Annotated in this window: 12 protein-coding genes; 8 read left to right on the top strand and 4 right to left on the bottom strand. The window is 50.0% G+C overall.

Annotated features, from left to right (window positions below):
• Positions 1–41: 41 nt before the first annotated feature.
• From HA50_RS24710 to HA50_RS24695, 4 genes are all read left to right on the top strand, one after another.
• Positions 42–1,565 carry a carbohydrate porin gene (locus HA50_RS24710; RefSeq protein ID WP_084879445.1) on the top strand — a complete coding sequence of 508 codons (1,524 nt, stop codon included), beginning with the start codon at positions 42–44 and terminating at the stop codon, positions 1,563–1,565.
• 66 nt (positions 1,566–1,631) lie between these two features.
• Positions 1,632–3,002: a sucrose-specific PTS transporter subunit IIBC gene (locus tag HA50_RS24705; RefSeq protein ID WP_084879444.1), complete on the top strand. Its 1,371-nt coding sequence runs from the start codon at positions 1,632–1,634 to the stop codon at positions 3,000–3,002.
• Complete coding sequence (locus tag HA50_RS24700) at positions 3,002–4,411, top strand: sucrose-6-phosphate hydrolase (RefSeq protein WP_084879443.1); 1,410 nt, start codon at positions 3,002–3,004, stop codon at positions 4,409–4,411. The genes HA50_RS24705 and HA50_RS24700 overlap by 1 nt, the downstream gene beginning before the upstream one ends.
• A gap of 29 nt (positions 4,412–4,440) precedes the next feature.
• Positions 4,441–5,448 (top strand): substrate-binding domain-containing protein, encoded by a 1,008-nt coding sequence (locus tag HA50_RS24695; RefSeq protein ID WP_084879442.1) that lies wholly within the window; start codon positions 4,441–4,443, stop codon positions 5,446–5,448.
• Between the two features lie 75 nt (positions 5,449–5,523).
• Here HA50_RS24695 and HA50_RS24690 read toward each other — a convergent pair whose 3' ends face one another.
• From HA50_RS24690 to HA50_RS24675, 4 genes are all read right to left on the bottom strand, one after another.
• On the bottom strand, positions 5,524–6,162 hold the full coding sequence (locus HA50_RS24690) for an NAD(P)H-dependent oxidoreductase (protein ID WP_084879441.1): 639 nt from the start codon (positions 6,160–6,162) through the stop codon (positions 5,524–5,526).
• A gap of 141 nt (positions 6,163–6,303) precedes the next feature.
• On the bottom strand, positions 6,304–6,591 hold the full coding sequence (locus HA50_RS24685) for a type II toxin-antitoxin system RelE family toxin (protein WP_084879440.1): 288 nt from the start codon (positions 6,589–6,591) through the stop codon (positions 6,304–6,306).
• A complete protein-coding gene (locus HA50_RS24680) occupies positions 6,591–6,830 on the bottom strand; it encodes a type II toxin-antitoxin system RelB/DinJ family antitoxin (RefSeq protein ID WP_084879439.1) in 240 nt (79 codons plus the stop codon). Before HA50_RS24680 ends, HA50_RS24685 begins: the two co-directional genes overlap by 1 nt.
• A gap of 194 nt (positions 6,831–7,024) precedes the next feature.
• Positions 7,025–9,334 carry a molybdopterin-dependent oxidoreductase gene (locus HA50_RS24675; RefSeq protein WP_084879438.1) on the bottom strand — a complete coding sequence of 770 codons (2,310 nt, stop codon included), beginning with the start codon at positions 9,332–9,334 and terminating at the stop codon, positions 7,025–7,027.
• A 255-nt stretch (positions 9,335–9,589) separates the two neighbouring features.
• On the opposite strand from HA50_RS24675, the gene HA50_RS24670 reads away from it, so the two are divergent.
• From HA50_RS24670 to HA50_RS24655, 4 genes are all read left to right on the top strand, one after another.
• Entirely contained in the window at positions 9,590–10,840 is a 1,251-nt protein-coding gene (locus tag HA50_RS24670; protein WP_139811024.1) for a hypothetical protein, read from the top strand.
• A gap of 1,504 nt (positions 10,841–12,344) precedes the next feature.
• Complete coding sequence (locus HA50_RS24665) at positions 12,345–12,971, top strand: ParA family plasmid-partitioning AAA ATPase (protein ID WP_084879436.1); 627 nt, start codon at positions 12,345–12,347, stop codon at positions 12,969–12,971.
• Entirely contained in the window at positions 12,968–13,285 is a 318-nt protein-coding gene (locus HA50_RS24660) for a hypothetical protein (protein ID WP_084879435.1), read from the top strand. The genes HA50_RS24665 and HA50_RS24660 overlap by 4 nt, the downstream gene beginning before the upstream one ends.
• Before the next feature lie 1,079 nt (positions 13,286–14,364).
• The gene (locus HA50_RS24655; RefSeq protein ID WP_139811068.1) at positions 14,365–15,369 is read left to right on the top strand and encodes a RepB family plasmid replication initiator protein; all 1,005 of its coding nucleotides are present in this window, start codon (positions 14,365–14,367) and stop codon (positions 15,367–15,369) included.
• The last annotated feature ends 863 nt before the right edge of the window (positions 15,370–16,232 follow it).

Here is a 16,232-nt window from a genome sequence, read left to right as displayed (position 1 = left end):
ATAACTTAGTGATGATAGCCTTTCCTCAGGGACGCAAAACAATGAAAAAAAGCACTCTCGCTATAACCCTTGGTGTGTTGTTAGGTTCCGGGTCCGCATGGGCAGCAGATCCCAGCATGAGCAGCATTGAGGCACGTCTGGCAGCGCTGGAACAGCGCTTGCAGGCCGCCGAACAGCGCGCTAATGCCGCAGAAAACCGCGCCGAAGCGGCCGAAAAACAGGCACAGCAGCTGGCCGCTGCACAACAACAGAATCAAACCACGACCACTCAGGTGGAGCAGCGTACCGCCCGTCTGGAACAGAAAGCCACCAGCAGTGATGATGAAGGTTTTGAGTTCCACGGCTATGCCCGCTCCGGCCTGTTAATGAATAACTCGGCATCCAAAACCCAGGGTGGCCCGACGGTAACGCCAGCGGGTGAAACCGGCGGCAACATTGGTCGCCTCGGTAACGAACCGGATACCTATGTCGAACTGAACCTTGAACACAAACAGACGCTGAACAACGGCGCGACCACCCGTTTCAAGGTGATGCTCGCTGACGGACAACGCACCTACAACGACTGGACTGCCTCCAGCAGCGATCTCAACCTGCGCCAGGCCTTCACTGAAATCGGCCACCTGCCCACCTTCACCGGTGCATTCAAAGATTCCACCGTCTGGGCCGGGAAACGCTTCGATCGCGATAACTTCGACATCCACTGGATTGACTCCGATGTGGTGTTCCTCGCCGGGACCGGTGCAGGTATCTATGACATGAAATGGGGTGACGACGCGCGCAGCAACCTCTCGCTGTATGGCCGCACCTTTGGCGATATCGAAAACAACGAAAATACCGCCCAGAACTACATCCTGTCGCTGAATAACTTCTATGGCCCGTTACAGCTGATGGTGAGCGGCATGCGCGCCAGAGATAACGATGACCGCGTGGATACCGATGGCAACAAAGTCAAAGGCGATGCGGCCAATACCGGCATGCACGCCTTACTCGGTCTGCATAACGACAGCTTCTACGGTCTGCGTGAAGGTTCGGCGAAAACCGCCCTGCTCTACGGCCACGGTCTGGGGGCCGAGGTGAAATCCATCGGCTCCGATGGTGCCCTGCTGCCGGAAGCCAACACCTGGCGTCTGGCAAGTTATGGCATCACGCCACTGGGCGGAGGCTGGCATATCGCTCCGGCGTTGCTGGCGCAAAGCAGCAAGGATCGGTACGTCAAAGGTGACAGCTATGAATGGGCCACGGCTAACCTGCGCCTGATTCAGGAGATTACCCAGAATTTCGAGATGCAGTACGAAGGTTCTTATCAATATATGGATCTGCGTCCGAAAGGCTACAACAGCCGTAACGCAGTAAGCGGCAGCTTCTACAAACTCTCCGTCGCGCCAACGCTGAAGGCCGGTGACGTGGGCGAATTCCTGAAACGTCCGGAAATCCGCCTCTTCGCCACCTGGATGGACTGGGATCATCGCCTGGATAACTATGCCAGTGATGATGCCTTTGGCAGCAACGGCTTCAAGGCCGGTGGTGAATGGAACTTCGGCGTACAAATGGAAACCTGGTTCTGATCCTGCGGCCCCTCGGGGCCGCTTCAGCCGGGCTGATAGCATAATAACGAGAAGACAGAGGTAAGTATGGATTTTGCAAAAATTTCCCGGTCGCTACTGCCGTTGCTGGGAGGCAGGGACAATATTGCCAGCGCCGCGCACTGCGCCACGCGCCTGCGACTGGTACTGGTGGATGATGCTAAAGCAGATACCGATGCCATTGGCAAAATCGATGGCGTGAAAGGTTGCTTTCGCAATGCCGGTCAGTTGCAGGTTATTTTCGGTACTGGTGTGGTTAACAAGGTTTATGCGGCGTTTATCACCGAGGCGGGCATCAGCGAATCGAGCAAATCAGAGGCAGCTGATATCGCCGCGCGTAAACTGAATCCGTTCCAGCGCATCGCCCGTTTGTTGTCGAATATTTTTGTGCCGATCATTCCCGCCATCGTTGCTTCCGGCCTGCTCATGGGCCTGCTGGGGATGGTCAAAACCTATGGCTGGGTGAATCCTGATAATGCGCTCTACATCATGCTCGACATGTGTAGCTCGGCGGCGTTTATCATTTTGCCGATCCTGATTGGCTTTACCGCCGCACGCGAGTTTGGCGGTAACCCCTTCCTCGGCGCCACCCTCGGCGGCATCCTCACCCATCCGGCCCTGACCAACGCCTGGGGAGTGGCGGCAGGCTTCCACACCATGAACTTCTTCGGTATCGAAGTGGCGATGATTGGCTACCAGGGCACGGTGTTTCCGGTGCTGCTGGCAGTGTGGTTTATGAGCATGCTGGAAAAACAACTGCGCCGGGTGATCCCGGATGCGCTGGATCTGATTCTGACGCCTTTCCTCACAGTGATTATCTCCGGCTTTGTCGCGCTGCTGATTATCGGCCCGGCCGGTCGCATGCTGGGCGATGGCATCTCCTTTGTGCTCAGCACCCTGATTACCCACGCTGGCTGGCTGGCGGGACTGCTGTTTGGCGGGTTGTATTCGGTGATTGTCATCACCGGTGTGCATCACAGCTTCCACGCCATCGAAGCCGGTCTGCTGGGCAATCCTTCCATTGGTGTCAACTTCCTGCTGCCGATCTGGGCGATGGCTAACGTGGCACAGGGGGGAGCCTGTCTGGCGGTATGGTTTAAAACTAAAGATGCGAAGATCAAAGCCATCACCCTGCCCTCGGCATTCTCGGCGCTACTGGGCATTACCGAGGCCGCTATCTTTGGTATCAACCTGCGTTTTATGAAACCCTTTATCGCCGCGCTGATCGGGGGTGCCATCGGCGGAGCCTGGGTGGTCTCGGTGCATGTTTATATGACCGCAGTCGGACTGACAGGGCTGCCGGGTATGGCGATTGTGCAGGCCAGCTCTCTGCTTAATTATGCGATTGGGATGGTGATTGCCTTCAGTACCGCCTTCGTTCTCTCTTACCTGCTCAAATACAAAACGGACTCTGAATAATGGCTTCCTCAACACTTTTGCCCGCCATTTTACAGGCGGTGATGCAGGGCCAGCCCAGGGCGCTCAGTGACAGCCACTATCCTGGCTGGCACCTGGCTCCGGTAACCGGCCTGCTCAACGATCCCAACGGGTTTATCCACTTTGCCGGTCGCTACCATTTGTTCTACCAGTGGAATGCGCTTGGCTGCCAGCATAAGCATAAATGCTGGGGACACTGGAGTTCGGCGGATCTGCTGCACTGGCAACACGAACCTATTGCGCTGATGCCCGATGAGGACTATGACCGCAGCGGCTGCTACTCCGGTAGCGCCGTCGATAACCAGGGCGTGCTGACGCTGGTCTATACCGGCAACGTCAAATATGACGACGGCTCGCGCACCGCCTGGCAATGTCTGGCGGTGCAAAATAGCGCCGGTGGTTTTGATAAAACCGGCCCGGTGATTGCGCTGCCGGAGGGTTACACCGGGCATGTGCGAGACCCGAAAGTGTGGCGGCACGGAGATGACTGGTACATGGTGCTGGGCGCGCAGGACCAACAATTGCAGGGCAAAGTGTTGCTGCTGCGCTCAGCGGATTTACACAACTGGCACAATCTCGGAGAGATTGCCGGAAGCGGTCTTGGTGGCCTGGGAGAGGCAGGTTATATGTGGGAGTGCCCGGACATGTTCTCCCTCGGTGACAGCACTTACCTTATCTGCTGCCCGCAGGGCGTGACGCGGGAAGAGAAACGCTATCTGAATACCCATCCGAGCGCGTATCTCAGCGGTCAACTCGATTACGACAAGGTCCATTACCAGCACGGAGCGTTGCGGGAACTGGACGCCGGATTCGAGTTTTATGCGCCACAAACCACACTCACCGCCGACGGGCGACGCCTGCTGGTAGGCTGGATGGGTGTGCCGGACGGCGAAGAGATGTCTCAACCCACCGTCGTCCAGGGCTGGATCCACCAGATGACCTGCCTGCGTGAACTGAGTTCGCGGGAGGGCAGACTTTATCAGCAGCCCATCGCAGAATTGCAGGCATTACGCGGGGAAGAGCAGCGTTACCTCGGCCCCGCTGATGCGGCCCCACCGTTAGAGGCGCAACGGCTGGAACTGTTGCTGGAAAGCCAGGGTGAGTTGACGCTGAATTTTGCCGACACGCTGATTCTGGAGTGGCGTCAGGATGAACTGCGCCTCGCCCGCCGCAGCCTGGAGACCGGTGAGTGGCTGTATCGTTACTGGGAAGGAACCGCCAGCCGTTTGCAGATCCTTTGTGACCACTCCAGCGTGGAAATCTTTATTAACGACGGTGAAGGCGTGATGAGCAGCCGTTACTTCCCGGCCCATCCGGCACGTTTAATCCTGAGCGGCAGCGCAGATCTGCAAGCCCGCTACTGGTCGTTACGTCACTGCATGATAGAATAAGTCATTGTTTCATTAACCGATGCATTGTCGTGAGAAAAACAAAACGCGTTACCATCAGTGATATCGCCGCGCTGGCAGGGGTGTCAAAAGCCACTGCCAGCCTGGTGCTGAACGGCCGTGGTAAAGAGTTGCGCGTGGCGAAGGAGACGCGGGAGCGTGTGCTGACGCTGGCGCAGCAACACCATTATCAGCCGAGTATCCATGCCCGTCTGCTGCGTGATGACCGCAGCCATACGCTGGGGCTGGTGGTGCCGGAAATCACCAACCACGGTTTCGCCGTGTTTTCTCACGAGCTGGAAAATCTGTGTCGCGAAGCGGGCCTGCAACTGCTGATCTCCTGTACCGATGAAAATGCCGGGCAGGAAATGGTGGTGGTCAATAACCTCGTGGCGCGCCAGGTGGATGGTCTGATCGTTGCCTCCAGCATGTTGAGCGACAGTGACTACGTAAAACTCAGCGAACAACTGCCGGTGGTGTTGTTTGACCGGCATATGAACGATACACAGCTGCCACTGGTGATCACCGACTCCATTACCCCCACAGCCGATTTAGTGGAACGACTGGCTCGCGCCAGACCTGATGAGGTTTACTTTCTCGGCGGCCAGCCGCGCCTGTCACCCACCAAAGATCGTCTGGCGGGTTTTATGCAGGGGCTGGAACGCGCAGGAGTGGCACCACGGCCGGAGTGGATTATTCACGGCAACTATCACCCCAGCAGTGGCTACGAGATGTTTGCTGCGCTATGCGCCAGACTCGGACGCCCACCTAAAGCGCTGTTTACCGCCGCCTGCGGCTTGCTGGAAGGGGTACTGCGTTATATGAGTCAGCATCATTTGCTGACCAGCGATATCCGCATCGCCAGTTTTGATGATCACTATCTTTATGACTCGCTGTCTGTGCCTATCGACACCGTAGAACAGAACGTGCCGCGTCTGGCGCAGGAGTGTTTCTCCATGCTGACGCAGATGATTCAGGGACAGGACCCGGAACAAAATCAGATCATCCTTCCCGCTACGCTGCGCTTACGCTCGGTGTAGATCCTGGTGTCTAAAAAAGGGGCTCCCAATTCGGGAACCCCTTATTGTACTCCTGCCGGAAAGGAATAAGACAGGTTATTTAATTTCGGTGACGAAGTTTTCACGGCTACGACGAACTTTCTTCAGGTTCACCAGCCAGTCGCCTTCTTCAGCACGGTAGCCCAGCGGCAGAATGATCACACTGCGCAGACCTTTCTCTTTCAGACCAAGGATTTCATCGACCGCTGCCGGGTCAAAACCTTCCATCGGTGTCGCATCAACTTCTTCAAAAGCTGCGGCAATCATCGCACTACCCAGCGCGATGTATGCCTGACGCGCCGCCGACTGATAATTACCTTCAGTGCCACGCTCAGCAACAATGCCCAGCAGCATCTGACGGTAATTCTCCCAACCCTCATTACGGAAGCCCCTGACTTCATTGGTCAGATCGAACATCATATTGACGCGTTCGGGGGTGATGTCATCCCAGGCAGCAAACACCATCAGGTGAGAACAATCGGTAATCTGCGCCTGATCCCACGCCACAGCACGAATTTTTTCACGGATTTCTGCGTTGGTAATGACCATCAATTCAAACGGCTGCAATCCGCTGGAGGTCGCGGTTAAGCGCACGGCTTCAATGATGCGTTCCAGTTTGTCGTCTGGCACCACTTTGCTGGCATCAAATTTCTTGGTTGCGTAACGCCAGGCAAGTTTGTCATTAAGAGTGGTCAAGATATCTTCCTTATGGTGTTTGAGAACGCAGGCCACATCAGGGCGGCCTGCAAAGCGTTTCAGAGGATATCAGCAGTTTTGGATTGCCGCTGAAGCAGAACGAGCTGTTATGGGAAGTGAGGGGTGGCAGAGTGAGTTAGCTTAAAGCTTTCGTTTTACCGCATCGGAATAAACTTCCGACCTTTCACGTTTACCAACAGCAACAACAAATACCACCACCTTTTCATCAATGACCTGATATACGAGTCTGTATCCAGAAGATCGCAGCTTAATCTTATAGCAATCAGGCATTCCCCGAAGCTTGTTAGCTTCTATACGAGGTACTTCCAGCACTTCTGCCAGTTTCTTCTTGAGCTGTTCTCGTATGGTTGAACCGAGTTTACGCCATTCCTTTAACGCACGTTCGTCAAACTCCAGATGATAAGCCATTAAAGGTCATCCAGCGTCACTCGTACTGGCTGCGGATTGCGAAGTCGTTCACGGACAATTTCGATGAGTTCAGAATCTTCGTCGCTCAACAGCGTCTGTTTGAATGGAAGTCTTTGATTCTCAGCAATGTATTCAAGTGTCATACGCAGCGCTTCGGATGGAGTGACACCCATTTTCTCCAGCGCTGCGTAAGAACGAGCCTTGAGTTCATCATCAATACGAAGATTTATGCTACCCATACAGCACTCCTCACAATAAATGTATTTACAAACGTCATTACAATTATTGCATGGTTAGTAGCCAGTCACAACCTCGCCTGATGATGCTTTTAAGACCTGATACCTCACCTGGCACATCATTTACGATACAAGGCAGGAATCTTATTAACTTAATAAATTAACATGATAATCAGAAATCCACATAACCCTACCCCTTAAACCATCACAAACTCAGGTGGGTTGAAGGCCGTCACTTCTGGTAGCGGTTCGTTCCAGGCAACGATCTCGACCCAGCAACTCTGCGCGCTACAGCCCTGCCCCAGTCTTGAACTGCCACGATCCTCCGTCAGCACGTTCGGATTACCGTGTTTATCGAGTGAATCTGTCAGGCTTGGGTCCTGCGGGTCATACCAGGCCCCCGTTGACATCTGCACCACACCGGGACGAATGTCTTCACTGAGATGAACACCTGCCAGAATGGCGCCGCGCTGATTAAACACCTTCACCACGCTGCCTTCGCTGATGCCACGAGTCGCCGCATCAAGAGGATGCATCCACAGCGGTTCCCTACCCTGAATCTTGGTTTTACGGCTCACGCTTCCGTGATCGTATTGGCTATGCAGGCGAGTTCGCGGCTGGCTGGAAAGCAGATGCAGTGGCCATTGAGCGGCGATTTCACGCTGTGACTCAGCTTCAGGTTCATACCAGAACGGATGCCCCGGACACTCTTCATAACCGAAATCGGCCACGGTCTGGGAAAATAACTCGATTTTGCCGGAAGGGGTTGGCAGTGGTGCCAATTCCGGGTTGTCACGGAAGGCTTTCAGGAAAATCTGCGGTTCGTCTGGACGCGCATACTCCAGCATCCCCTGTGCCCAGAAATCATCGAAAGCAGGCAAATCAATACCATCAGCCAGCGCACGCGGTCTTGAACCGTCATAAATAAAGCGCAGCCATGCATCGGCATCTCGTCCTTCACTAAAACTCTCGCCAAACCCCATTTTCTCCGCCAGCGCTTGGAAGATGGCGTAATCATCCCGCGCCTCTCCCTGCGCGGCAATATGCTGGCGCATGGCAATAATAAAACCATCATTACTGGAGCTGCCGATATCGTTGCGTTCAAGCGAGGTGGTAACCGGGAAAACGATGTCAGCGAATTTCGCCTGGGCAGTCCAGTATTGCTCGTGTACCACCACGGTATCCGGCTGACGCCAGGCCTCAACCAGACGATTCAGATCCTGATGGTGGTGGAAAGCGTTACCGCCTGCCCAGTAAACCACACGGATATCAGGATAAGTGCAGTCCTTTCCGTCAAACTGATAGTGGCCGCCAGGATTCAGTAGCATGTCCGAAAGACGCGCCACCGGGATGATTTCGTTGACCGCGTTGGTTCCTGCCGGGAAACGCGGGCCGGAGAAAGTACGACGTACCGAACCCGCCAGGTTGGTGCTGGCATAGGCAAAACCGAGGCCACCACCCACGGTGCCAATCTGGCCAATCATCGCCGCCAGTGCCACAGTTGCCCAGAAGGTTTGCTCCCCCTGGAACGCGCGTTGTAGTGACCAGGCGATATTAATCATGGTGCGTTTTGCCACCATCTTGCGCGCCAACTCGCGAATGACTTGCGCCTCTATCCCCGTAATGGCGGCCGCCCACTCCGGCGTTTTTGCCTTGCCGTCTTTGTGGCCCAGCAGATAGTCCCGATACTCGGCAAATCCGACGGTGTGACTGGCAACAAAACGGGCGTCGTAGAGTGATTCATCAATCAGCACAAAACTCAGTGCCAGCAACAACGCCGTGTCACTGCCCGGTTTCAGTGAAAGCCATTCCGCGTTAGTGACACCGGAAAGATCGTTTTTAACCGGGCTGACGTTGATAAAATGGGTGCCGTTGCGCTGCATCTCCCCCAGCCAGTGTTTGAGAGAGTGATCGTTTGCTGCGCCACCATTAACCTGCGAATTACGTAAAGGCAGACCACCAAAAGCGACAAATAGCTCGCAATGCTCGGCCAGCGAAGACCAGTGAGTATGCTGCTTCTGCAACACATCCAGCTCTCCGATGATATGCGGCAACAACCGCTCGGCCGCAGCCAGGCTATAGGTGTTGGTGCTATCAGTGTAGCCACCCAGATGATTGAAGAAACGGTGTAACTGGCTTTGCGCGTGATGGAAGCGACCCGCACTCGACCAGCCATAAGAACCGGCATAAAACGCCTGGTTTCCGTGGGTCTGCTTCACCCTTGTCAGCTCATCGGCGACCAGCGCGATGGCCGTTTCCCAGCTCACTTCAACAAAGGGTTCTTTACCACGACCATGACGTGAATCGCGGCCATGCTGGAGATAACCGAGACGCACTGCAGGACGACGGATACGGCTAGGGCCATCCACCGCACCGACCAGAGACTGGCCGATCGCTGAAGGGTTGCGGTCCCATTCGACCGGCTCGATGCCAGCGAGGGAGCCATCGGAAGTGGACACGCGATAAGTGCCCCAGTGCATAACGGCGAGGTTGTGATGTTTGGTCATGGTGATTTGCGATGTAATTGACGTTATTGGTATCCCGTCACAGTAGCACAGAGGGAAATGTGCAGGGATAAAATATCTATCCTGTACTCCTCCCCCTCCCCTCTCGCCCGGAACGTGACACGTTAAACACGGCGAAACGATGTTCCGCGTGACTACCTCGTTTTAGGTGATAAGTTTTTTATATGGGAAGAACCGTTAAAACATTTCTACTTTGGGAGTAGCGAATTATTTCACAAATAAAAAAATGGATGCCCCATGTTTTCAATCGCCACCTGCCCCCATCACTTCTTTGTGCCCCTGGTTCAACCTCCGGCACCTGGTAACGCGTGGGGATCACAGACATTCTCTGGCGGATGTTCTTATGCGAGAAATGTCGTTGATACACCCCGTTCCACCTCTGCTGTTAATGGGGATGTTTCCCGCCATACCCCGCTCTCGCTTTCTGCGGCGACCGATGAATCACATTCCATAACGCTAAATATGTGCGATATGCCGCCTGGCGAAGTTGATATCGGACGGACTTTTGATAAGGATTTCACAGCAATTGATATTGATGAACTTCCCGAACAGTCGGTTTTTGTGAAGGATTTTATCGCGATTGAGATGCCAGAATTTGTTGCAGAAATGTCTAAAACCGACTTTTCTCAGTTGTTAAATAATTTTCGCACTGTTTTTTCACGCAACCTTGCATCCGTAGGCTTGTCCACCGCTGCGCGTGAAGTTGTCAGGCATGGTGTGTTGTCACACTTATCGACAGTTGCTCCAGCAGCCGTCACCACAGCGGGTGTTATCTCCGGCCTGCTTCCTGTTCTTTTGCAATTTGCAGGGTTAGCAACAGATGTTTATCAGGGAAGGCAAACAGCGCAGAGTAATTGCGCTCGTCTGGCTAACATCGTCATGGTGACCGGGGCAATGGCCGGACTCGCCTGTTCTGGTGGTCTTGCTGCAGCGGCTCCAGCATTAATTTCTGCTTTCTGGGTTTATGTACCCGTTCGCGATCTGTGCCAGTATTTCCTCACGTTACGTGATAATGCGACACCCGCTGCCGTTTTGCCTGCGGTAATCTGTGCAGCTGGGGCTTATGCCGTCAATCAAACGTTGGTTTGTCTCGCGATGGCTCATGTTGCAGACTCCCTTGCGGCTTTAGGTCCGGTAACGGCCAATGTTGTCTCTGCAACCAGTCTGAATATCATTGGAGAAACGGTGGAGCACATTACCTGTCGTCAGTTACATGCCTACTTCACCGATGCAGGGACACTGCAAATTGATTGTCATTTACGCTCCGGTGAGGAGATAAACTGGCAGAACGTTAGCGACCTGATAACCATCCCCATTGCCAGTCGTTCGAGCTTATTTGCTGCCACCTATGCTAATACTTTTGCGATTCAGGGCGGTGATTTTGTTGATAGTGTCACCGCAGCAGGAAGTCTGGCTTTAGGTTATCCCATGTTTATTTACAGTGCTGAGCATAAGTCTGGCCTCACGGCTAAGGCTGATAAGATATGAGGGCTGTCGGATACATAGTGTCGAGCATAGGATTTTGTGCGTGGTAAAGCATCAGATGATTCACAGAGGACAATCCATCCTGATTTTATGGTCTGGCTTTTTTAAATTCTTAACAACGGATAAATTAATATCTTGTTATGATATTAATTTATTATAATAACAACATGATAGCTTCATCTTTTACTAACCTCTTATCTTGTTATTATGTTGGTATTATTGATGTATTGTTATCTTAACAAGATAGTATGATGATAATTCCATTTTTTGTTATCTTGTTAATTATGTTGAATTGACACTCTTCTTTTCCCGGTTTGGTTCCCCGCCCTCATGATGTTACATAGCTTCTGCAGCCTGGTGATCCTCTCAATCCGGTGCCCTCTGCGCCTGCACATAGCCTGTTATAAGCCATCAATAATTAACTTGTTAAGATGATAAGTTATGAAGTTAGCAGGATCACTGTATATTCTCATACTACATTAACTTCATAACATGTTATTAAGATAACAATATAAGCTCATGCTGGTGGCTTAGTGGCTTAGTGGCTTAGTGGCTTAGTGGCTTAGTGGCTTAGTGGCTTAGTGGCTTAGTGGCTTAACAAGATATTAAAATGACATATTATGATCTCAGCAACTTATTATCTTAATAATTTTATTTACCCACCCTTGTGCCCTGACACAACATCACATCGTTATCGAGGTCCACGTTAAGACCTCTCTTTTAGCGAACATCTTCGAACTATCACAAATGGAGAGATGATTGATCGTCTCACAGGGTGGGGCCTGAAAAACGAGTGTTCTCCTGCTGGTACACAACCAATCAGCTGATTAATAAGTCTACAAAACACCGCTGCTTTCTGGTGTACAGCTTCATGTCTGTGCTGCAGAAACATCACTACGATGATAGCTCAATAAAAATTAACTTAATAAGTTAACAAGTATAGAACCATATGACTTTGCATAATTTACTAAGTTAATATCTTGGTAAGTTATCATCATAATGTACAACTTGCCTTTCCTTGAAAACCGAGGACAAATTGTTAGATTATTAAGATAATAAGTTAATCTATTATTAACTTATAGCACCTTGATTAGCACATACCTCCTGACACTCGCATACGTCGCACCAACCAGGAATGCATAAATGAGTAGGGGAGAAATTAACCGCAGCATACTTATCACTCTCAATATTTTTCGTAAACACCTTAAGTAAGACGAGTCCAGACCCAGTGGGCAATGGTGCGAATCCCCCAACCCACAATTACCAACTTAACATGATAACAAGATTATTAGCCCAGGGATGTCAGTACAAACTTAATCTTAACAAGATAATTTCTTAACTATTTATTTATAATCATATGATTACATAATCACGATGTACATTGTTATCACAAGATAACATCTTAACAAGATGGTATCTTGTCTTGTTGTTATCCGCAGATCTTGTTAAGATATGATGATTACAACATTTCGCTTTGCACTTTTATCGTTATTAATGGAGGTCATCGATGATTATCGTACTGGGAAGTCAGAAGGGTGGGGTAGGCAAAAGTACCCTGGCTGTTTCTCTCGCTGCAGGATTGCTTTCTCGTGGCTACAGAGTGCTCATCGTGGATGCCGATGACCAGAAATCCGTATTAACCTGGTATAATAACCGTCCTGAATCACTCCCGCATATTCCTGTAACCGGAGCCTCCGGCAATATCAAAGCTATGCTTAAAGAGCATGCGAAATCTTACGACTACATCATTGCTGACTGCGCTGGCCGAGACAGTGCAGAAATGCGCAGTGGTTTGATGGCGGCAGATGTCTTCATTTCACCTCTGCGTCCATCGCAAATGGACCTCGATGTGGTGCCTCATACCTGCTCTGTGTTCACAGCTGCTAAGGACTTTAACGAAGAAGTGAAAGGGTATCTTGTGCTGAACATGACCCCAACCAATATGTTCGTTAATGAAGGCAACGAAGCCGCTAAGGTTCTGGAAGATTTCCCTGAAATGAAACTGGCTGAAACTCGTATCTGCGATCGTAAAGCTCACAGGGATGCCTGGGCAGAGTCTATGACCATTTATGAGACAGAAAACAGTAAAGCTAAAGATGAAGTTGAAAGGCTGATCCAGGAGGTCATCTTATGAGAAACAGAGCTGGCGTTTCGAAAGAAAGAGAGAATGACTTCATTAATGGCGGAACTGCGGCCTTAACCACAACGGGCGCTCCGCAACCAAAAGCACCCGATCCTGAGCCAGTAAAGAAGGCGAAAGCTAAACCAGTCAGTATCTCGTTTACCGATGAGAACCTTAAAGATATCGACAATCGTATTCGTAATGAAATCCTGGCCGGGGGTTCACGAGTAAACCGTTCTGACATTGTTCGTGCAGCCATTCTCGGACTGGAGCATTTATCTGATGAAGAAATATCAGTGCTAATCAGTAAAGCCAAACTGCAATAAACATCATATTAAACAACCAGGTTGTTATCTTAATAAGATCATAACCTGGTTGTGACATTGTCACTTCATAAAATTGCTTATGGCAAAGTAAGATACCGCTTCTAAGCCAACTACATTCGTCAGTCCCTCCTGTCTGCATCTGTCTTATTAACTTGTTAAGATTTCAAACGTTCTGATTAGACAAACAAGATTTATACTCGGGCTGAGGAATCAGATGCGACTGGTACAGGCTATAGCGCTAAAACGTTCTGTACGCTCTCAGAATGCGTTATTACGGTTTGTACAGGGGGAAGGTGCTACTCTGTCATTTTAAATGCTGTAAGGGGCTTACAGTAGGATCTTTTGAACACTAAGCCTCGATCGTTCTCAGAAGTATCAATTTGCAGCTCTATCGCGTGTAAATTGCACGGACTTTTGCCATTCAATTCTGCATGATCCTGGATTAGGGGTAGAAAACTCATTGCTGACAGATAAAGCAATTGGAAAGCTAATCAGGGCCTGATTTCCTACTTTAACCATCAATTGCTTTCACAATGGCAAAATGTCAGCAGTAATCAATCTACGTACTTACCAGGATCTGGTGAGCTAAGAGGTCATCGATCCATCTGCTAAGTTGGTTTTATCGTTCTTTAAGCGACTGGTCAGGAAGCGATTACCACCGATATCTCAGCAAGATATCCACTTATCCACTGATTAGATCCCAATTAATTAGATCCATTGTAGATCCAATAGAGATCCCAAACAGATCCCCGATCGTCGCAGCCCGCACCAGCACTGGCCTGAGAGGGTGTCAGCATAAGCTATAGCAAGTGAAATATAAACTGTAGTGAGAGAACCATAAACTATAGCAGGCTAAATATAAGCTGTAGTTGGAAAACGACATAAGCTATAGTGAGCAAAATACACTGAACACTGATATTGCTGTGGATTGTTTTTCTCCCTTATCTTCATGCAATTAGGCTCACTCTGCGTGAGTTGTTGTTCTGTAATTCACAATCCTGATGCTTCGATCTTTTCAACGATCATCGACGAAAACCGTGAGAATGCCCGTGGACAGCGAGAATCTAGACCTGAAGAAACTGTTTGAGGAAAAGGATAAGAATACAGGTGAGGTCATCACGCTCACACCTAATGCCAACAATACGGTTCAGCCGGTTGCATTAATGCGTCTCGGTGTTTTTGTTCCTACGCTTAAATCACTGAAAAACAGTAAAAATAAAACCTTTGCCACCACGGATGCCACCGAAGAGCTGACCCGACTTTCCCTCGCAAAAGCCGAGGGCTTCGATAAAGTCGAGATCGTTGGCCCGCGTCTTGATATGGACAACGATTTCAAGACCTGGGTCGGGATCATTCATTCTTTTGCCAAGCACAAAGTCATTGGTGACAAGGTACAGCTGCCGTTCGTTGAATTTGCCAAGCTATGCGGGATCCCTTCAAGCCGCTCGTCTAAGAAGCTCAGAGAGCGTATCAGCCCCTCTCTGAAGCGTATAGCAGCGACAACCATCTCATTCACTAGCAACATGGGGGATGATGGTAAGGAATATATCACCCACCTGGTGCAATCAGCCTATTACGATACCAAAAAAGACATCGTTATCTTGCAGGCAGATCCCAAACTGTTTGAACTTTATGAGTTTGATCGCAAAGTACTTTTGCAACTTAAAGCGATCAATGTGCTGAAGCGTCGTGAATCAGCTCAGGCGCTGTATACCTATATCGAAAGTCTGCCAAAAAATCCTGCCCCCATTTCTCTGGCTCGCCTGCGCGACAGGCTTAACCTGAAGTCTCCGGTTTTCTCACAAAACCAGACTGTAAGGCGCGCGATGGAGCAACTGAAGGAGATTGGCTATCTGGACTACTCAGAAGTGCAGCGGGGCCGTAGCGTCTATTTCAACGTGCATTATCGCCGTCCTAAGCTCAAAGCACCGAAAAATGAGAGCGCTGAAAATCCTCAGCTTCCGACTCAAGCTCCCGCAACGCCGGCAGAGCCAGTTGATACAGCGCTTCAGGAAAAACTCGAACTTTTGAATAAGTTAGGGATCTCGATGGCCGACCTTGAGAAACTGTTCAAAGCTAAGTGATGGATATAAGCTGTAGTGAGTAGGTTACTCACTACAGCTTATACTTGCCCTTCTAAATACTCTCCATAGTTTATATTTTTCAGCTAACTCTCTGATCTTAATTTAACTAATTACCCCGTTCACATAATTTTCTTCGTGAAGGTTACTCACTATAGCTTATCTCCCTACTCACTATAGATTATGCCATATGCTGTAGTGAGTAGATTACTCACCATAGCTTATGCAGGGGAGGGGGGTTGGCAAGAATCTACTCACTACAGTTGATAAAAGGGGGTGTGACATCTTATGACCTACTCCCTCCAGCTTATGTTGCTACATCCGCGGCAGGGAAGGTTACTCGCTATACCTTATATATAGTCTGGGGAGAGTAATCTACTCACTATAGCTTATATTCAGTTACCCCCCTGGTAACCACTAACCTGCAACTTATTGATTTTATTTTTGTTAGCAACCACTAACTTCATCGTTTAAATCACAACTTACTCACTATAGATTATGGTTACTCCCCACAGCTTATGAAGTATCACGAGAGATGATCTACTCCCTATAGCTTATATATAAACTATAGGGAGTAGAGATAATCACGTTGATTTGAGGCAATGGCATCGGTTCTTAAAAGCAGCTTATTAGCAATAACATAATCTTATCAGTAGCTTACATGAATTAAATACAGCCTGTGACAACGTCACTTATATTATGGCAATATGCAGACTTATCACAAAATCAGTGTCAGCTGAAAGAGTGGTATAGATATATCTTTATGATATTAAAAGATTTTAAACTCAAAATATCGGAGTTAAAGACTGATGTTATCTGAGCTGTAATCAGTCCTGAGTAGCCAGATATAAGCTGTAGTGAGTAGA

Origin of the sequence: Pantoea cypripedii (assembly GCF_002095535.1) — a bacterium.
GTDB lineage: Bacteria > Pseudomonadota > Gammaproteobacteria > Enterobacterales > Enterobacteriaceae > Pantoea > Pantoea cypripedii.
This window is presented reverse-complemented; position numbering and strand designations above follow the sequence as displayed.